This window comes from Pseudoduganella sp. LjRoot289 (genome assembly GCF_964252925.1).
Classification (GTDB): Bacteria; Pseudomonadota; Gammaproteobacteria; order Burkholderiales; family Burkholderiaceae_D; genus Rugamonas.
The window spans coordinates 1969999-1990027 of sequence record NZ_CAXUPN020000001.1; the positions used below are offsets into that span (position 1 = coordinate 1969999).

Annotated in this window: 12 protein-coding genes and 1 pseudogene; 7 read left to right on the top strand and 6 right to left on the bottom strand. The window is 67.0% G+C overall.

Going from position 1 to position 20029, the window contains the following annotated elements:
• Positions 1-97: 97 nt before the first annotated feature.
• On the bottom strand, positions 98-1549 hold the full coding sequence (locus tag ACSQ8Y_RS08450; RefSeq protein WP_436266000.1) for a chondroitinase-B domain-containing protein: 1452 nt from the start codon (positions 1547-1549) through the stop codon (positions 98-100).
• A 25-nt stretch (positions 1550-1574) separates the two neighbouring features.
• On the bottom strand, positions 1575-2372 hold the full coding sequence (locus ACSQ8Y_RS08455; protein WP_436266001.1) for a YdcF family protein: 798 nt from the start codon (positions 2370-2372) through the stop codon (positions 1575-1577).
• Between the two features lie 161 nt (positions 2373-2533).
• Here ACSQ8Y_RS08455 and ACSQ8Y_RS08460 point away from each other — a divergent pair, with 161 nt between their 5' ends.
• Complete coding sequence (locus tag ACSQ8Y_RS08460; RefSeq protein ID WP_436266002.1) at positions 2534-2731, top strand: hypothetical protein; 198 nt, start codon at positions 2534-2536, stop codon at positions 2729-2731.
• A 101-nt stretch (positions 2732-2832) separates the two neighbouring features.
• On the opposite strand, the gene ACSQ8Y_RS08465 is transcribed toward ACSQ8Y_RS08460, so the two are convergent.
• Positions 2833-3738: a ZIP family metal transporter gene (locus ACSQ8Y_RS08465; RefSeq protein ID WP_436266003.1), complete on the bottom strand. Its 906-nt coding sequence runs from the start codon at positions 3736-3738 to the stop codon at positions 2833-2835.
• 263 nt (positions 3739-4001) lie between these two features.
• Positions 4002-4874 (bottom strand): annotated as a pseudogene (locus ACSQ8Y_RS08470) (manganese catalase family protein); the annotation flags it as partial.
• A gap of 300 nt (positions 4875-5174) precedes the next feature.
• On the opposite strand from ACSQ8Y_RS08470, the gene ACSQ8Y_RS08475 reads away from it, so the two are divergent.
• The 6 genes from ACSQ8Y_RS08475 to ACSQ8Y_RS08500 all read left to right on the top strand — a co-directional run bounded on the left by ACSQ8Y_RS08475 (position 5175) and on the right by ACSQ8Y_RS08500 (position 17006).
• Positions 5175-6941, top strand: coding sequence for a glycoside hydrolase family 2 protein (locus ACSQ8Y_RS08475; RefSeq protein ID WP_436266004.1), 1767 nt, complete (start codon positions 5175-5177; stop codon positions 6939-6941).
• Between the two features lie 10 nt (positions 6942-6951).
• On the top strand, positions 6952-10815 hold the full coding sequence (locus ACSQ8Y_RS08480) for an FAD-dependent oxidoreductase (RefSeq protein WP_436266005.1): 3864 nt from the start codon (positions 6952-6954) through the stop codon (positions 10813-10815).
• Positions 10812-11987, top strand: a complete 1176-nt coding sequence (galE, locus tag ACSQ8Y_RS08485; protein ID WP_436266006.1) for a UDP-glucose 4-epimerase GalE — start codon at positions 10812-10814, stop codon at positions 11985-11987. The genes ACSQ8Y_RS08480 and galE overlap by 4 nt, the downstream gene beginning before the upstream one ends.
• A gap of 37 nt (positions 11988-12024) precedes the next feature.
• Positions 12025-13173 (top strand): galactonate dehydratase, encoded by a 1149-nt coding sequence (dgoD, locus tag ACSQ8Y_RS08490; protein ID WP_436266007.1) that lies wholly within the window; start codon positions 12025-12027, stop codon positions 13171-13173.
• A complete protein-coding gene (locus tag ACSQ8Y_RS08495) occupies positions 13167-14594 on the top strand; it encodes a 2-dehydro-3-deoxygalactonokinase (RefSeq protein WP_436266008.1) in 1428 nt (475 codons plus the stop codon). Before dgoD ends, ACSQ8Y_RS08495 begins: the two co-directional genes overlap by 7 nt.
• Before the next feature lie 111 nt (positions 14595-14705).
• Positions 14706-17006, top strand: coding sequence for a PAS domain S-box protein (locus ACSQ8Y_RS08500; RefSeq protein ID WP_436266009.1), 2301 nt, complete (start codon positions 14706-14708; stop codon positions 17004-17006).
• An 8-nt stretch (positions 17007-17014) separates the two neighbouring features.
• On the opposite strand, the gene ACSQ8Y_RS08505 is transcribed toward ACSQ8Y_RS08500, so the two are convergent.
• Complete coding sequence (locus ACSQ8Y_RS08505; RefSeq protein WP_436266010.1) at positions 17015-17968, bottom strand: transposase; 954 nt, start codon at positions 17966-17968, stop codon at positions 17015-17017.
• Positions 17969-18234: 266 nt separating this feature from the next.
• Complete coding sequence (locus ACSQ8Y_RS08510; RefSeq protein WP_436266011.1) at positions 18235-19938, bottom strand: MFS transporter; 1704 nt, start codon at positions 19936-19938, stop codon at positions 18235-18237.
• Between the last annotated feature and the right edge of the window lie 91 nt (positions 19939-20029).

Consider the following 20029-nt stretch of genomic DNA (forward strand, 5'->3'; position numbering starts at 1 on the left):
TGCTCGTTCCCTGGCTGCGATACCTTAACAGTATCAAGAAACGTGCCAGCCGCTCGCACCGTATACGCACGCTTTCGGTGCGCTGCGCCTTCGGGGCTTAGCGTTGCAAGCAGGCGGCGAAATTCTCCACCGCGCCGTAGGCAGGCTGGGCAGGACGGCTGGCGCCGCACAGGTCGATGCCCACATCCGGCTCGCCCCTGGCGCGGCGCGGCGCCTCGCCGCTCCAGGCCAGGTTCAGCGCCAGCGGATCCTGGAACAGCGCGCGTTGCGGATGGAAACCGGCGTACAGGCGGCTCAGGCCGGTTTCCAGGTTGTCGCCCGCGCGCAGGATGGCGCCCCGGTCGGCGCGCACGCGGCCGTCCACGATATTGCCGGCGATGGTGGCGCTGGTCTCGACGTAGCGCACCATGATGCCGGCCGTGTCGATCAGCGTGTTGTGCAGCACCTTGCTGGTGGCGGCGCGGTTCAGATAGATGCCTTCGTCGGAACAGGAGGCGATCAGGTTGGACTCGATGGTGCTGCCGTCCTGTTCGGTGATGCAGCGTCGGTCGCGGCAATAGGGCAGGCCGGTCCCGCCGCCGCCCAGCGACAGGCCGACGCGCTGGCCCGGATGGCCGCGCAGCCGCTGTTCGCAAATCACCACATTGCGCGCGAACACATTGGCCGACCCCGCTCCCTTGGCGTAGCCGCCGTAGCTGACCTGGTCGCCCTGGCCCTTGATGAAGTCGTAGATCAGGTTGGCGCGCAATGACCAGCCGCTGCCGGCCACCAGGTCGATCGGCGTCACCGGGCTGGAGGTCTGGCGCACCGCTGCGTTGCTCAACGTGTTGTGCTCGATTACACCGGCGTCGGGCGCGTGGCCGTTCTGGGCGTTTACCTTGAAATGCGAGTTGAAATCGCTGATGGTGTTGTTGCGCGAGACGAAGCCGCTGGCGCGGCCGGTGACGTGGAAAGCGTGCTCGCACGCGCCCGGATCGGAACAGGCGCCGCGTATCGTCAGGTTCTCGAATGTCCAGTATGGCGCGGACACCAGGAAGCCTTCCGCCAGTTGGGATTCGATGGTGACGCTGCCGGGGCGTTCGGCGCGCACGGTGATCGGCTGCTCCTTGGTGCCCGGCAAAGCGGCAACGATGTAGGGCGTGCCGCTGAAACGGTAGGTGCCTGGCTGCAGCGTGATGACGTCGCCCGGCCTGGCCTGCGCCATCGCCTGGACCAGCGCGCCCGGACTCGCCACCGGCACGATGTGCGCGCCGGAAGCGGTTCCGGGTCCAGCCGGCCGGGCGCCGGCATGCCAGGCCGGCAGCACCGGGGCTGTGCCGTCGCCCCTGTCGAGCACGGCCAGCGTCGAGGCGACGCGGCGGCTCACGCCCTCGATCAAGGCATTGTGGCCGCCGCTGCGGCGTTCGATATACGGACCGACCTGGCGCGGCGTCATGCCGACGGTTTCGATGGCGTAGATCGCCGCTGCGCCGCCGGCGGCAAGCCCCAGCAGGGCCAGGATGGCGTACAGGCGCGCGCGGCCGGGTTTCTTCTTGTTCAGGCGGGACATGTATATTCCGTATGGGAGAGGTTCGTTATTCGTTGAGGCGGTACCACGCCAGGCCTATCCATTCATAGCTGGCGTAGTAGGAAGCTTGCAGTGCGTCCGCGCTGGGCACGAACTCCAGCGGCGACAGCGGGCCGTAGGCCTGGAACATGGTGGGAGCGGGCACCACTTCCAGGCCGGCATGTTCAAAAGCGCGCTGGGCGCGCGCCATGTGCATGGCGGTCGTCACCAGCAGGACGCGGCGCACGCCGGCCTGTTTCAGCATCCGGGCGGAGAAGGCCGCGTTCTCGGCCGTGGTGGCCGATTCCGGCTCCACCCATTGCACCGGGGTGCGGAAGTCGTCGCGCAGCACGCGCGCCATCACGTGCGCCTTGGCCTCCACCTTGCGCGCCGGGTCGGCGTTGCCTCCGCTGACCAGCAGCGGCAGCCCTGTCTGGTGCTGCAGGTAGGCGCCGTAGCGGATGCGCGCCAGGGCGATGGTGTCCGGAATGTCCGCGCCATATTCGGGCGCGCGTTCCATGCTGCCTGCCGCCAGTACGACGATGGCTTGGGCGCCTTGGGCGGGGCGGGTGTCGGGGGGGCTTTCAGGGCCGGGTGCAGCGTAGGCGGCCAGCGGCGCGGTCAGGCTTTCCAGGGGCCGCACGAGCAGGCGCGCGCCGGCATCGGTGCACAGGACTATCAGCGCGACGGAGGCGCCGTACATCACCGTCCTGCCCAGCCGGGGCCAACGGCGCTGCAGCAGCCAGCCCGTCAGCATGGCCAGGAACAGGCTGAGTGGCGGAAGCAGGACGAAATGGGCAATAGAAGTGGTAAAAGAGGCAAACATCCCGGCATTGGAGCAATTGCGGCGATGAAAGTCAAGGAATCGCATAGGAGCGCATAGGATTTATCCCACGCATTGCCAGGGCGCCAGCCGATAGTATCGCCAAAGTGTCTTTCTCATAATGATTTCATGCCTCAGCGGGAGGCGACCACGAGGAGAACGACATGGCTAAGAAAGGCGGCAAGGAAGGCAGCAGTCAGAAGGCGCAGGGCGGGGCTTCCAGGCAGGGCGCGGACGAGGGCTCGAAGCAGTCGGCCGGCACCGGTTCGAAGTCGGCCAGCGGCAAGGAAGCGGCCAGCCATAGCAAGGCGGGCGAGAAGAAGGGGGCGGGCGGCGGCAAGAAGCAGGCGCGCAAGCATTAGGGCATGGTCCGGCAGCGACGCATTGCAACGCATTGTGACGTTTGGCATGGGTTCCCGCGGGGGCGCCGAGCCTTGCGCGGGAACGACAAGGCCGTGGCTATTTAAGCGAGCGCAGTATCCAGCACCATCATCACGATGAACCCGGCCACCAGCGCGCACGAGGCGCCGGTACAGGCGCCGTTCCTGTGCGCCGCCGGCACCACTTCGTGGCAGATCACGAACAACATCGCGCCGGCCGCGCCGGCCAGCCCCCAGGGCAGCAGCGCCGCCGAATAGTCGATCAGCAGGGCGCCGGCAATGGCGGCCAGCGGCTCGGGTACGCCGGACAAGGCGCCCAGCACGGTGCTGTACACGCGTCCGTAGCCGACCGCCCGCAGCGCCATCGCCACCACCAGTCCCTCCGGTATGTCCTGGATGGCGATGCCGGTGGCCAGGCTGTGCGCCTTCAGCGCGTCCACGCCGGCGTAGCCGACGCCGATCGCCAGCCCTTCCGGTACGTTATGTATGGCCACCGCCGCCACGAACAGCCAGGCGCGCCGTAGTGAGACCGCGTCCCGCTCGCGCTCCAGTTCGCGCACCGCCGGCGCAGGCCCGAGCGCCGTGCCGGGTTCGACCGCGCGCTCGAGCAGCAGCACCGCCAGCATGCCGAGCGCGATGCCGCCGGCCGTCACCAGGCTGGCCGTGAGCGGCGTTGCGCCAGCGGCCTTGCTGGCGGCGATTGCCGGTATCACCAGCGAGAACGCGGTGGCGGCCAGCATGATGCCGGCGCCCAGGCCGAGCGCGGCGTCGTACAGGCGCTGCGACACCTTCTGCGCCAGCAGCACCGGCAGCGTGCCGGCCGCCGTGGCGAGCGCAGCGAACAGGCCGCCGGTCAGCGCGCCGCGCATGCTGCCCGGCAGCGCGGAAAGCGCCCCCACCGCGTCGCGCGCCAGCAGCAGCACGCCGGCGGCGCAGACCAGCCAGCCCAATGCCGCGCGCCACGGCGTGCTTGCGCGTGCGGTGCGCATGGCCGTCGTCAGTGGGGCGAAGCCGGCCGCGGACTTGTGCCTGCGCCAGGGTTTGAAGCTGCTGCGGCGCCTTGGCCGTTGCCGGCCCCGGCGCCCGAGCCCGCACCTGCACCAGGGCCGTTGGCCGGGCTGGCCCCCAAGCCTGCACCCGCACCAGGGCTGTTGCCCGGGCTGGCGCCCAAGCCTGCGCTTGCACCGGGGCCGTCGCCGGGGACGCTGCGGCCGCGCGCGCCGGCAGGCAGGCCGCTGCCCTGGCCGTCGGGCGGCGGACCCATGCCCAGTTCGGCCCCGGTCAGCGGATCGGCGTCCGGGTCGGACAGGGTGCGCGCCGCCATCCGGTTCAGCAGCGCCTCCTCTTCGTCGGTCAGCGCGACCGAGGCGCTGCCGTCTCCGCCGTCGACCGCCATCTGCCTCGCCGGGTCGCTGACCACGTCCCACTCGCCGCCGTCGTTCCACGCGCCGCGCAGTTCCGGCCCACCTTGCGACATGTCGAAGTAGACGCTGGTGAACTCCGGCCGCCCCGCCAGTTTCCCCGGCGGGAAGTTGGGCTGGATGGCGTACAGCGCTTTCTCGAATGACTTCTGGTGCGCGATCTCGCGCGTCATCAGGAATCCGAGCGCTTCCTTCACGCCGGCGTCGGTGGTCAGGTTGATCAGCCGCTCGTAGACGATCTTGGCGCGCGCTTCGGCCGCGATGTTAGAGCGCAGGTCGGCGGTCGGTTCGCCGATCGTGTCGATGTAGGCCGCACTCCACGGCACGCCGGCCGAGTTGGTCAGCGCCACGCCGCCGCCGTACAGCACTTGCGTCAGGTGGCTGTCGTTGCCGGCGCCGGTGATCGAACGGTAGATGTCGGCTTCCCGGTCGACGCCTTCGGCCAGCCGGCCCTTGGCGCCCTTGTTGAGCATGGCGACGATGTTGCCGATCACCTCCAGATGGCTCAGTTCTTCGGTGGCGATGTCGAACAGCATGTCCTTGCGGCCGGGGTCGTCTTCTGCCAGCGCCTGGGTGAAGTAGCGCAGCGCGGCCGCCAGCTCGCCTTGCGGGCCGCCGAACTGTTCGAGCATCAGGTTCGCCAGGCCGGGGTTGGTCTCGCCGACGCGCACCGTGTATTGCAGCCGCTTGTTGTGAGCAAACATGGTTCCTCCTTGGTTGGGATGGGGATGGATTGCTTGCGCCGCGCGGGCGATGCCGGCGCCGCAGCAGCCATCTTCTGCGCGGCGCATGCGGGCCGGGATAGGAACGCGTAGCAGGACCGTGTAGGAGTCCGTCCCGCGCGCTGTTGCCGCGCTCGCTTCGCATGCCGATATGGAAGAGACGGCTTACCTAAAGGCGGTACGCGATTTCGGAAAAATAATTTCGAAGCGGAATTGGCACAGCGTCCGGCGTGAATCGTTGTTAAGATTTTCTCCACGACGGACAAACTTGCTGGAGATGAGATGGATGATTTCGGCTATCCCCGACCGCAACTGGTCAGAGCGGACTGGACAAATCTGAACGGCACCTGGGAATTCGCCTACGACGACGCGCTGCTCTACAGCGACCCGCGGGACGACATTTCCTGGGACCGCAGCATCACCGTGCCTTACCCTCCCGAGTCCAGCGCCAGCGGCATCGGCGACACGGGTTTCCACAGCGTGTGCTGGTACCGGCTGGCGTTCCCGCTGCCCATGGACAGGCGCGGGCAGCGCACCATCCTGCATTTCGGCGCGGTGGACTACCTGGCCAAGGTGTGGGTGAACGGCGAACTGGTGGCGCAGCACGAGGGCGGCCACACGCCTTTCTCGGCCGACATCACGGAAGCGCTGGACGCGGACGAACAGCAGGTGATCGTGCTGCGCGCCGAGGACGACCCGGCCGACCTGGCCAAGCCGCGCGGCAAGCAGGACTGGCAGCTGGAGCCGCATTCGATCTGGTATCCGCGCACCACCGGCATCTGGCAGACCGTGTGGCTGGAACCGGTCGGCGCCACCTACATCAAGTCGCTGCGCTGGACCCCGGTGTTCGAAGGCTTCGAGATCGGCTGCGAAATCCTGGCGGCCGGCGACCTCAAGTCCGGCCTGACCGTGGAGGTGAAAGTCTCCCACGGCGGAAAACTGCTGGCCGACGACCTCTACATGCTGGTGGGCCAGGAGGCCAACCGCAAGATCGCCCTGTCCGACCCCGGCATCGACGACTCGCGCAACGAGCTGCTGTGGAGTCCGGAACGCCCGACCTTGCTCGACGCGGAACTGACGCTGCGCGCCGGCGACCAGGTGCTCGACCGGGTGCGCTCGTACACCGCGCTGCGTTCGGTGTCCATCAACCGCGACCGCTTCATGCTCAACGGCCGGCCCTACCACCTGCGCCTGGTGCTGGACCAGGGCTACTGGACCGACACCATCATGACCGCGCCCAACGACGCGGCGCTGCGCAAGGACGTGGAGCTGGCCAAGGCCATGGGCTTCAACGGCGTGCGCAAGCACCAGAAAATCGAGGATCCGCGCTATCTGTACTGGGCCGACAGGCTGGGCCTGATGGTGTGGGAGGAGATGCCGTCCTGCTACGCCTTCAGCCCGCGCGCGGTGAGCCGCATGGTACGCGAGTGGACCGAGGCCATCGAACGCGACTACAGCCACCCCTGCATCATCGTCTGGGTGCCGTACAACGAGTCCTGGGGCGTGCCCAATCTGACGGCGATGCAGGCCCACCGCAACGCGGTCGAGGCGCTGTACCACCTGACGCGGGTGCTCGATGCCAACCGGCCCGTGATCGGCAACGACGGCTGGGAGGCGTCGGCCACGGACATCCTCGGCATCCACGACTACGACGCCGACCCGCACAAGCTGGGCGCGCGCTACGCGGTGAGCGACCCGGCCACCACGCTGTTCGACCGGCGCCGCCCCGGCGGACGCATCCTCACGCTGGACGGTTTTCCGCACCGGGGCCAGCCCATCGTGCTCACCGAGTTCGGCGGCATCGCCTTCGACCCGCGCGCCCCCGCGCACCACACCTGGGGCTATTCGCGCGCCAACACCGCCACCGCCTTCGAGGACAGCTACCGCGCGCTGCTGCACGTGGTCAATGAGACGGCGATGTTCAGCGGCTTCTGCTACACCCAGTTCGCCGACACCTTCCAGGAAACGAACGGCTTGCTGAACGCCGACCGCAGCCCAAAAATCCCGCTGGAGCTGATCAGCTCGGCCACGCGCAACGTGCCGCAATGACGGAGCCCTCATGAGTACACCACCACCTCCCGCTCCGGCAAGCAATCCCTTCCTCAGCTTCTGGCAGGCCGGCTACGAGGGCGCCGACCACATCAACCACGCCGGCCGGGCGCTCGACATGAACGACGTCACCGGCCATCTGCAGCGCGCGCGCGCGGACTACCAGCTGGCGGCCGACCTGGGTTTCCGCACCGTGCGCGAATCGATAGGCTGGCGGCTGTGCGAGCGCGACGGAAAATTCGACTTTTCCGTCATCGAGGGCCGCGCCCGCGCCGCGCAGGAACTGGGCCTGCAGGTGAGCTGGACCTTCTGCCACTACGGCTGGCCGGACGACCTGGACCTGTTCGGGCCCGAATTCGTGCCCCGCTTTGCGCGCTACTGCCGCGCCGCCGCCGAGTTCCTTGCGCCCTATGTCGGACCGGCCCCGGTCTACTCGCCGATCAACGAGATCTCGTTCACCAGCTGGGGCCTGTCGATTCACATGTTCCACATCAAAAACATGCACCATCCGGACGCGGGCGGGGAGGGCAAGCGCCAGCTGGTGCGGGCCAGCATCGCCGGCTGCGACGCGATCCGGGAAGTGGCGCCGGGCGCGCGCATCCTGCAGTGCGACCCGCTGATCCACGTCATTGCGCCGGACCACCGTCCCGACTGGGCGGGGCAGGCGGCCGGCTGGCGCGAATCGCAGTTCGAGGCGCTGGACATGCTGTGCGGCCTGCAGCAGCCCGAACTGGGCGGCGCGCCGCGCTACCTGGACATCATCGGCGGCAACTACTACCACAGCAACCAGTGGGAAAGCGGCACCAATCTGCGCCTGTGGTGGCACCTGGGCGAGCCGCGCCGCATGCCCTTGTACCGCATCCTGATGGAATACCAGCAGCGCTACCGGCGGCCCTTCCTGCTGGCCGAGACCAGCCACGTCGGCAGCGGGCGCGGCATCTGGATCCGCGAGATGGCGGAACAGGCTGCGCTGGCCGTGCAGCACGGCGTCGACTTCCAGGGCATCTGCCTGTATCCCGCCATTGACCGGCCGGACTGGGAAAACGAGGAACACTGGCACCACAGCGGCCTGTGGGACCTGGACCGCGCGGGGCCGGACCCGCTGGCGCGCGTGCTGGTGCCCGGCTATGCCGCTGCGCTGCGGCAGTCGATGCGGCTGACCGACGCGCTGTGCACTACCACTACAACGACAGGGTCAACCACATCAACCAAGGAGAGAACCATGGAAACCGTCATCGTATTCAGCCACTTGCGCTGGGACTTCGTCTATCAACGCCCCCAGCAGCTGCTCACGCGGCTCGCGCAGCACTACAAGGTGCTGTTCGTCGAGGAGCCCCTGTACGATGCCGGTCCCGCCAAGCTGAGCACCTATATCCCGGCGCCCAATATCACCGTGTGCCAGCCGCACACGCCGGTGCAGTCGCCCGGCTTCCACGACGACCAGATCCCCGTGCTGCAACCGCTGCTGGACGGCCTGGTGCCGGACGGCGAGGAACCCATCGTGTGGTTCTACACGCCGATGGCGCTGCCGCTGCTGGCCAAGCTGCACCCTTCGCGCGTGGTGTACGACTGCATGGACGAGCTGTCCGCCTTCAGGAACCCGCCCAAGCAGTTGCTGCAGCGCGAGACCGCGCTGCTCAATATCGCCGACCTGGTGTTCACGGGCGGCCCCAGCCTGTACGAGGCCAAGCGCAGCCGCCACGCCAGCGTGCATTGCTTTCCCAGCAGCGTGGACGCGGTCCACTTCGAGCAGGCGCTGGACCGCAGCAACGGCCATCCGCTGCACCAGGACATCCCGCGTCCGCGGCTCGGCTTCTACGGCGTGCTCGACGAGCGGCTGGACGCCGACCTGATCGCCGCGCTGGCCGACGCGCACCCGGAATGGCAGATCGTGCTGGTCGGCCCGGTCGTCAAGATCAACCCCGCCTCGCTGCCGCAGCGCCAGAACGTGCACTATCTGGGCCAGCATCCTTACCAGGCGCTGCCGCACTTCCTGGCCGGCTGGGACGTGTGCCTGCTGCCGTTCGCGCTGAACGAGGCCACCCGCTACATCAGCCCGACCAAGGTGCTGGAATACATGGCGGCGCGGCTGCCCACTGTCAGCACCGCCATCACGGACGTCGAGCAGCCTTACGGCGACATCGTGGCCATCGGCCACAGCCACGAGGAATTCATCGCCCATTGCGAGGCAGCGCTGGCGCAGACCCCGGCGCAGACGGCCGCCATGGAGGCGCGCATGGCCGACATCGTGGCCGCCACCTCCTGGGACGCGACGGCCGACCGCATGCGCGCGCTGATCGAGCAGACCCCGCCCGGCGGCAAGGGCGCGCGCGCGCCCGGCGCGGCTCCGGCCGCCGCTGCCGCCGCGCAGGCCGAGCCGGCCACAGTCAATCCCTTGCGCGCGGCCAAGCCGGAGCAGAGCTACGGCACCGTCATCATTGGCGCCGGGCCCACCGGCCTGTCGGCCGCCTACCATCTGGGCGCGGACACTCTGCTGCTGGAGCGCAACAAGACCGTGGGCGGCTGGTGCCGCTCGATCAAGGACGCCGGCTTCACCTTCGACCATGCCGGCCACATCATGTTCTCCAACGATCCCTATGTGCTCAAGCTGTACGACACCCTGCTGGGCGACAACCAGCACTGGCAGATGCGCGAAGCCTGGGTCTACAGCAAGCAGGTGTTCACGCGCTACCCCTTCCAGGGCGCCCTGTACGGGCTGCCGCCGGACGTGATCAAGGAGTGCATCGTCGGCGCGGTGGAGGCGCGCTACGGCAAGGCGGCCAACGAGGCGCAGGCCTGCGCTGCGGCCGCGGTCGAGGACTGCTGCGCCGACGGCACGGCGGACGTGGCGAACGCCAGCCAGGCCGCCAGCCGGACCTCCAGCGAGACTGCCGGCGGGGAAACGGTGCGCAACTTCGAGGACTTCATCTACCAGGTGTGGGGCGCAGGCATCGCCAAGCACTTCGCCATCCCCTACAACAAGAAGTTGTGGACCGTGCCGCTCAGTGAAATGGAGACGTCCTGGCTGGGCGGGCGCGTGCCGCTGCCGGACCTGGGGGAGATCATCGACGGCGCGCTGCAGCCGGTGGCCAAGCCGATGGGGCCGAACGCCCGCTTCGGCTATCCGAAGCGCGGCGGCTTCCAGTCGCTGATGAACGGCTTCCTGCCCCACATCCGGGGCAAGATCGAGCTGAACGCGGACGTGGTGCAGCTGCGCCCGCGCGAGAAAGTGGTGGCGCTGGCAGATGGCCGCCGCTTCAAGTACGAGCGCCTGATCAGCACCATGCCGCTGCCGGAGCTGGTCAAACTGATCGGCGCCGAAGCGCCCGAGCACGTGCGCAACGCCGCGCGCGGGCTGCGGCACGTATCCATCCGCTGCGTCAACATCGGCATCGCCCGCACCGGCGTCACGGACAAGCACTGGATCTACTACCCCGAAGACACCATCTTCCACCGCATCTTCGTGCAGGGCAACGCCAGTCCCGAGTGCAACGCGCCGGGCGGCTTCGGCATCACCTGCGAAATCTCCTACTCGCCGTGGAAGCCGCTGCCGGTGGATGGCGACGCCCTGGTGGCGCGCTGCATCGAGGACTGCATCAAGGTCGGCATGATGCGGCCGGACGACCGGGTGCTGACCAGCAGCCTGGTGGACATGCCCTATGCCTACGTGGTGTACGACCAGGCCCGCGCCAGCAACGTCGCCATCGTCCGCAGCTGGATGGAGCAGCACGGCATCGTGCTGGCTGGCCGCTACAGCGAATGGGAGTACTACAATTCGGACCATGCCTTCCTGGCTGGCAAAAAGGCGGCCGAGACGGTCGGCGCGGCCAGGGCCGGCGCCGCCGCAAACAGCGTGGCGAAGGCGGAATCATGACGCCGCGCAACCAGGACCCGCGCCGCGCGCCCCATGTGCTGGTGGTGGGCGGAGCGGGCTACATCGGTTCGCACATGGTCAAGCGCTTGCGCCAGGCCGGCTACCAGCCGATCGTGCTCGACAACCTGTCGCAGGGCCGGCGCGAAGCGACGATAGGGGCGCAGCTGATCGTCGGCGACCTCGGCGACGAGAGCGTGCTGGACGTGCTGTTGCAGGCCTATCCGGTGGCGGCGGTGATGCATTTCGCCAGCCACATCCAGGTCGGCGAGTCGGTGTCCGACCCGGGCAAGTACTACGACAACAACGTCGGCAACACGGTGGCGCTGTTGCGGGCCATGGTGCGGCACCGCGTACAACGCTTCATCTTTTCCTCCACCGCCGCCATTTTCGGCGCACCGGAGTACGTGCCGATAGACGAATGGCATCCGGCGGCGCCGATCAATCCCTACGGGCATTCCAAGCACATGGTGGAGTGCATGCTGGAGGATTTCGACCAGGCATATGGCTTGCGGTCGTGCTGTCTGCGCTACTTCAACGCGGCCGGAGCCGACCCGGACGGTGAGCTGGGCGAGTGCCACGAACCGGAAACGCATTTGATCCCCCTGGTGCTGCAGGCGGCGTCCGGGCGGCGCCCGGCCATCACCGTCTACGGCCGCGACTACGACACGCCTGATGGCAGCTGCATCCGCGACTACATCCACGTGCACGACCTGTGCGAGGCGCACCTGCTGGCCCTGGAAGCGCTGCTGGCGGGCGGCGGCAGCGCGCGCTACAACCTGGGCAACGGCAACGGCTACTCGGTGCTGGAAGTGATCAAGGCGGCGCGCCGCGTCACCGGACGCGCCATCGCCGAAGTGGATGGCCCGCGCCGGGCCGGCGACCCGCCGCGCCTGGTGGCGGACGCCACGCGCGCGCGCCACGTGCTCGGCTGGCAACCCCGCTATGCCGAGCTGGAGACCATCATCGAACATGCCTGGGTCTGGGAGCAGCAGTGGAGCGCGTGGCACGGGCACGCCCAGGCGCCCTCGGCACCGATCCATGCGCGCGCGCCGGCCGGCGCGCTGCACGCAATGCCGGCGCCGGCGCCGACGCATGCGCTGGCGGGCACATGCCTGCCTGACCGGCGCCGGATGATAGAGCGCCGCAGCGCCGGCCTGTCGCTGGTGCGTTAGTGTGCCTTAGTGTGTATACATCAAGCGAGGCGAGGCCATGAAAATCACCCGACTGAGCACCTACCGCGTGCCGCCGCGCTGGATGCTGCTGAAAATGGAAACCGACGAAGGCATCACCGGCTGGGGCGAGCCCGTCATTGAAGGCCGGGCGCGCACGGTGGAAGCGGCGGTGCGCGAATTCGAACCGCTGCTGCTCGGCGCGGATCCGCGCCGCATCAACGACTTGTGGCAAGCCATGTACCGTGGCAGCTTCTACCGGGGCGGCGCCATCCTGATGAGCGCCATCGCCGGCATCGACCAGGCTTTGTGGGACATCAAGGGCAAGGTGCTCGGGGTGCCGGTGTACGAATTGCTGGGCGGCCTGGTGCGGGACAAGATGAAGACTTACAGCTGGGTCGGCGGCGACCGCCCGGCCGACGTCATCGCCGGCATCGCCACGCTGCGCGCGGCCGGCTTCGACACCTTCAAGATGAACGGCACCGAGGAGTTGGGCATGCTCGACAGCTCATCCAAGGTGGACGCGGCCGTGGCCCGCGTCGCCGAAATCCGCGACGCCTTCGGCTACCAGGTCGAATTCGGCATCGATTTCCACGGCCGCGTGGCCGCGCCGATGGCCAAGGCGCTGCTGCGCGAGCTCGAGCCGTTCCGCCCGCTGTTCGTCGAGGAACCCGTGCTGGCCGAGCAGGCCGAACACTACCGCCGGCTGGCCGACACGACCAGCATCCCGCTGGCCGCCGGCGAGCGCATGTATTCGCGCTTTGAATTCAAGCACGTGTTCGCGCAGGGCGGCATCGCCATCGTACAGCCGGATCTGTCGCATGCGGGCGGCATCACCGAGTGCGCCAAGATCGCCGCCATGGCCGAAGCGTACGACATCGCGCTGGCGCCGCATTGCCCCTTGGGGCCGGTCGCGCTGGCGGCATGTTTGCAAGTTGATTTCGTGTCGCGCAACGCCGTGCTGCAAGAGCAGAGCATGGGCATCCATTACAACCAGGGCGCCGAATTGCTGGACTACGTGCTCAACGCGGACGACTTCACGCTCGATCACGGCTACATTGCGCCGCTGCCGCGGCCCGGACTGGGCGTGGTGGTGGACGAGGCGCGCGTCATCGAGGCGAGCCGCGACGCGCCCGACTGGCGCAATCCGCTGTGGCGGCACGCCGACGGGAGTGTGGCGGAATGGTAGGCGCAGCCACAGCCGGCGCGGGCACGGGCGGCGCGGCGCAGACCAAGGCCGCGGCCCGGCTGATCGGCATAGACTGGGGCAGCAGCAGCCGGCGCGCCTACGTCATCGACGGCGGCGGGCGCTGCCTGCACCGGATCGAGGACGAGGAGGGGGCGCTGGCCGCGCGCGGCCGCTACGCCGCCTCCTTGGACGGGCTGCTGGCGCGGCTGGAAAGCGAGTGCGGGCCAGCCAGCGTGGCCGGCTTGCCGGTGGTGATGTCCGGTATGGTCGGCGGCGCGCAGGGCTGGCAGGAAGTGCCCTACATCGATTGCGGCACGCCGCTGGCCAGTCTGCCCGCCGCGCTGGTGACCGTGCTTGACGGCCGGCCCGGCCACGCCTGCCACATCGTGCCCGGCTACCGCTGCGGCGCCGGGGCCGAGGTCGACGTCATGCGTGGCGAGGAGACCCAGCTGCTGGGCGCGGCCGAACTGGGCCTGCGCGAAGGCTGGGCCGTGTTGCCCGGCACGCACAGCAAGTGGGTGCAGTTGCGCGACGGCGCCATCAACAGCTTGTCCACCTTCATGACCGGCGAGCTGTTCGCCATGTTGCAAGCGGGCGGCACGCTGGCGCCGCTGATGGCGGCGGCGCGCGCGCCGGCCGGCAGCGCTGCGACCGCTGCCGCGGCGCGCGGCGCCGCCAGCGGAGGCCTGGGCAGCGGCGGTGGACTTGGCTCCGACGGCGCCAGCGAGGGCGAGGGCGGCGGTGGTGGCCATCGCTCCGGCCTCGCCGCCAGCGCCGGTCTGGGCAGCAGCGGTGGACATCGCACTGGCGGTGTCGCCAGCGAGGGCGTGGGCAGCAGCGGCGACAGTTCCGGCATGGCCCCCGGCCAGCCTGCCGGCAGCCGCAGTGGCCACAGTCCCGGCATAGGGCCCGGCGAGCTCGCAGGCAGCCGCAGTGGCCACAGTCCCGGCATAGGCCCCGGCGAGCTCGCAGGTAGCGGCAGTGGCCGTCCTGGCATGGGCCCCGGCCAACTTGCAGGCGGCAGCGGCGGCTACCGTGCCGGCATCGGGTCCGGCGAGCTTGCCGGCAGCAGCGGCGGCTACTCCGACGCGCTGGCCGCCGGCGCCATGCACGCGCGCCGCCACCCGCCACTGACGCACGCCTTGTTTTCGGTGCGCGCGCGCGTTGTCACGGGCGCCATGCCGGCCGCGCACGCGCGGGACTACGTCAGCGGCTTGCTGATTGGTAGCGAGTTCGTCGCCGCGCAGGACGCCGGATTCGACGGCGCCGAGCCGTTGACGCTGATCGGCGCGCCGGCGCTGGCGGCGCGCTACGGCGCCGTGGCCGCGCTGTTCGACCTGTCCACCATCCCGGTTGATCCCCACCGCGCCTACTGTGCCGCGCTGCGCCGCTTCCTGGCGGCGCGCCCGGACAGCGTCTGAGTGCCGCCACCTGAGGCGGTGTACGGCGGCAAGCCGGTGCCGCGATAGTTCGCTTGTGTTCCGCCCGCAGACAGCCCTATACTCGGAGGAAATGTTAGCGCGGGGCTAAGAATGGGAACAGACTTCGATAGGTTGGTATTGGAACAGGCGCCGGGCGGCGTGGTGGTCACCAACCGCAAGGGCAGCGTGGTGCACTGGACGCGCGGGGCCGAGGCCTTGTTCGGCTACACGGCGGAGGAAGCCGTCGGGCGCCCGCTCTACGAGCTGACCGGCATGCCGGGCCAGGACTGGACCGGCTTCCTGCAAGAACTCGGGCGCAGCGGCGGCACCTACGACTACGAATGCCTGCGGCGCCAGAAGAACGGCTCGCCCATCTTCGTCGACGTGGCCAGCAAGATCATTTTCGACGGCAAGGACCATGCCGAGTACATCCTGTGCACCAAGAAGGACATCACGCGGCAAAAGGCGCTGCGCGACGCCAAACACGTCGAGGCCCGGTTCCGCGACGTGCTGGAATCGACGCCGGACGGCATCATCATGGCCAACTCGACCGGCCTGATCGTCCTGGCCAACTCCCAGGCCGAGCGGCTGTTCGGCTATACCCCCGGCGAGTTGCGGGGCCAGCCCATCGAGGTATTGCTGCCGGAGCGTTACCGGGGCGGCCACGTCAGCCACCGTTCCAACTATTTCACCCAGCCGCGTCCGCGCACCATGGGCGCCGGACTGGAGCTGTACGGCCTGCGCAAAGACCAGGTCGAGTTCCCGGTAGAGATCAGCCTGAGTCCGATCAGCACGGAAGAAGGCATGCTGGTGATGAGCGCGATCCGCGACATCAGCGAGCGGCGCAAGGCCGAGCAGAAGTTCCGCGGCCTGCTGGAGTCGGCGCCGGACGCCATCATCATCGTCAACCGGCAGGGCGAGATCGTATTGATCAATTCGCAGACCGAGCAGCTGTTCGGTTATCAGCGGCGCGATCTGCTGGGCAAGCGGATGGAGGTGCTGATCCCGCAGCGCTACGCCGCCGGCCACCCGCGCTTGCGTACCGGTTTCTTCGACGACCCGCGCCCGCGCTCCATGGGCGCCGGGCTGGAGTTGTACGGCCTGCGCGCCGACGGCACGGAATTCCCGGTCGAGATCAGCTTAAGCCCGCTGGAAACAGAGGGCGAGGTACTGGTATCGAGCGCCATCCGCGACATCAGCGAGCGCAAGCGCATCGAGCACACGCTGCACGAGCAGAAGCTGGAGCTGGAGCGGGCCGGCAAGGCCAAGGACTTGTTCCTGGCCAGCATGTCCCACGAATTACGTACGCCGCTCAACGCCATCCTCGGCTTCACCCAGTTGCTCAACAATGAGAAGCTGCCGGTGACGGAGGCGCAGCGCAAGACCTTCATGGGACACATCCTGAAGGCGGGCGAGCACCTGCTCACGCTGATTAACGAGATCCTGGACTTGGCCAAGATCGAATCCGGCACGGTGCAGTTCTCGATGGAGCCCGTAGGCGTGCAGGACTTGCTGCAGGAAGCCTACCGCATGGTGGAAGTGGCCGCCAGCCAACGCGGCATCCGCGTCATCGTTCCGCCGGTGGCCGATCTGCATGTGCAGGCCGACCGCACGCGGCTTAAGCAAGTGGTGCTCAATCTCTTCTCCAACGCCATCAAATACAACCGCGACCGGGGAGCGGTTGTGGTCGACTGCAAGGCCAAGGGCGGCGAGAGCGTCCGCATTTCTGTGCAGGACACCGGCCCCGGGCTGACTCCGGAGCAGGTTGAAAGCTTGTTCCAGCCCTTCAACCGTTTGGGACAGGAAGGCGGTAGCGAAGAAGGCACCGGCATCGGGCTGGTGGTCACCAAGCGGCTGGTCGAATTAATGGGCGGCACCATCGGGGTATCGAGTTCGCCGGGTACCGGCAGCGCGTTCTGGATCGAGTTGCCACTGACCAGCGCGCCCGCCGATGCCATCGCCGTGATCGCTGCGGCTGCCGCGGTCGAGCGCCCGGCGCCCGCGCCCAGGTTGCCGAACGGCCCGCCGCTATTGCTCTATGTGGAAGACAACCCCGCCAATCTGAAGCTGGTGGAAGAGGTGCTCGGTTTCCGTAGCGACCTCGATTTGCATACTGCGATGGACGGCAATGAAGGGCTGGAACTGGCGCGCAGCCTGCGGCCGGACGTGATCCTGCTGGACATGAATCTACCTGGTCTCAGCGGCAGGGAAATCCAGCGTCATTTACGCGAAGACCCGGCTACGGCCGGCATTCCGGTGCTCGCCATCTCCGCCAACGCCATGCGCAACGACATCGACGCAGCCCTGGACGCCGGCTTCTTCCGCTACCTCACCAAGCCTATCGACATCGCCGCGCTGCACGCCGCGCTGGACGCCGCCCTGGCGACAGTGAAGGCCAAGGCCCGATCATAACCCTGGGGTCAGGCCTGCATTCGTGCATTTTTCATGATTTCCTCGGCATGGGTGGCAATCACTCTCGCGGCACAGTCTGGTTTTTCCGCTAGCATTTTTTGAAGCTGGCGGCTCAGCGTTGATGCATCGCGTCCAAGATGCGCGCCGAGAGCGACCAGCGAGCATTGGCGTCGGCATTTGGCGAGAAATACGACAGCGCGCCGGGCGTCGGCTATTTGACGCATGCCGCTTCCACTACACAATGCAAGCTCGGAAATGCCCGCAGCCAAGCAGACCGCCGCACATATGGAGAGCAAGCTTTCTCGCCGAAGTTCGGACGGCGACCAGGAAGATTTCAACGCCTCTTGCTTAAAGAGGCCTTCACCGACAATTGCTCGTCCGCCGCGTTCACGTTTAAAGTCCGGCGATTCCTGGGTGTCAGGCTCTGCTCCCATGAATTGCGCATATCGCTGGATTGCGGTTGCGGAGTCGACAGCGAATTGGGCGAGTGCCCAGTCTTTAAATATCCAAGGCGTTGCAGCGAGCCCCAGGAAGTCGCGATGGCTGCTCCAAGCATAGTCGGCGGCCGAAACTGTAATGCCTGCACGCACCGGATTCTGATGGATATAGCGTATTAGTTGCAGCAAATAGCTGTCAGAGTCGATCAACAGCGCTTTGTAGCGGCCCTGAAATAGATGCCCCACGTGTTGATGCCGCCAGTTGAAATAGCGCGTGTACCGGAAGCTGAGGTTGTGCATGATCTTCGACAGCGGAATGTCCGCAACTTCGATCGCCAGATGAATGTGATTCTCCATCCAGCAATATGCGTGGATCTTGTGGCCGAAACGGCCGACTCCATCGGCGACCAACTCCTCGAGCTTGTAGCGATCCGCGTCGTCGGAAAAGATACGCCGTTTGTCGTTACCACGCAGCATGACATGATAAAAGGCACCTGAAAAATGTAGCCGAGGTGTGCGAGCCATTGGATCCACCGTCTCAGAGTCGATAGAGAGATGGTAGTACTAGCTGCACCAACGGGCCTTGCGCTCACGCAAGTAATGCACGCATGCACGCCAGGTGTCACGCAAGTAACGCATGAATGCAGGCTCGACCCCAGCCGGAAACTGCATGGATGCAGGCCTGACCCCAGTAAGTGGGCGCAGGTGCTGGGCCCAGGCATAAAAAAGCCGCCCGGAGGCGGCTGCGAACACTGCGGGCGGGCACAGGGGGCCCGCCGTGCCACGATATGTTAATCCGCTGCGTAGATGTCGTTGTGGATCGTTTCCTTGACGAACAGCGTGCCGATGACCGCCGTGATCAGCGCGATCACGATCGGATACCACAGGCCGTAGTAGATGTCGCCCTTGAATGCCACCAGCGCGAAGGCGGTGGTCGGCAGCAGGCCGCCGAACCAGCCGTTACCGATGTGGTACGGCAGCGACATGGACGTGTAGCGTATGCGGGTCGGGAACATTTCCACCAGCATCGCCGCGATCGGACCGTACACCATCGTCACGTACAGCACCAGGATGAACAGCAGCACGACCATCATCGGCTTGTTGATCTGGTCCGGATCAGCCTTGGCCGGGTAGCCTGCCGCCTTGATCGCTGCGCCCGCTTCTTTCTTGAACGCGGTTTCCTTGGCCTTGCTGTCGGCGTCGAAGTTCAGGCCGTCCGGGGTCATGACTGCAGTAAAGGCCGGCACTTCCTTGTCGCCGATCTTGATCACGGCGTTGCTGCCTGCCGGCGCGTCCTGGCGGGTGTAGTTCACGGAGTTGGCCGACAGCACTGCGGTGGCGATGTCGCACGACGATGGGAACTTCTTGGTACCCGTCATGTTGAACTGGAAGTGGCAGGATGCTGGATCGGCCACCACCACCACTGGCGAGTTCTTCAGCGCCGCTTCCAGCGCAGGGTTGCCGAAGTGGGTCAGGCCGCTGAACAGTGGGAAGTAGGTCACGGCGGCAATCACGCAGCCGCCCAGGATGATGTATTTACGGCCGATGCGGTCCGACAGGCTGCCGAAGAAGATGAAGAACGGCGTGGCCAGCAGCAGCGCGACGGCGATCAGGATGTTCGCCGTGGCGATGTCGATCTTCAGCGTCTGCAGCATGAAGAACAGCGCGTAGAACTGGCCGGTGTACCACACCACTGCCTGGCCCATGGTCAGGCCGACCAGCGCCAGGACCACAATCTTGGCGTTCTTCCACTGGCCGAACGCTTCGCTCAGCGGTGCTTTCGAGGTCTTGCCCTCGGCTTTCATCTTGGCGAAGGCCGGCGATTCATTCATCGACAGGCGGATCCAGACGGACACGCCCAGCAGCAGCACGGACACCAGGAATGGCACGCGCCAGCCCCATTCGTTGAACGCTTCTTCGCCGGTGGCCAGGCGGGTGCCCAGGATCACCATCAGTGACAGGAAGAAACCCAGCGTCGCCGTGGTCTGGATCCATGCGGTGAACAGGCCGCGTTTGCCATGCGGCGCGTGTTCCGCCACATAGGTTGCCGCGCCGCCGTATTCGCCGCCCAGCGCCAGGCCTTGCAGGATGCGCAAGGAGACCAGGATGATGGGGGCGGCAATGCCGATCTGGGCGTAACCCGGGAGCAGGCCGACGATGAAGGTCGACAGGCCCATCAGCATAATCGTGATCAGGAAGGTGTATTTCCGGCCTATCATGTCACCCAGGCGGCCGAACACCAGCGCGCCGAACGGGCGGACAATGAAACCCGCGGCAAAAGCCAGCAGGGCGAAAATGAAGGTGGTGGTGGGATCGCCGATAAAGAACTTCTTGGCGATGATAGATGCCAGCGAGCCGTACAGGTAGAAGTCGTACCACTCGAACACGGTGCCTAGCGAGGACGCGAAGATGACTTTCTTTTCTTCTTTCGTCATCGGCGACGATTTGCCGTTCGCCTTGCGCAGGTCATTGGCGGTGCCGGATGCTGTAGCCATGATGTTTGTCTCCATATATTTATTTGAACCCGATAGCCAAATCGTTGTTACTTCTTCAGCTTGAACGCAGTGTGGACGCCTAAGCTTACGT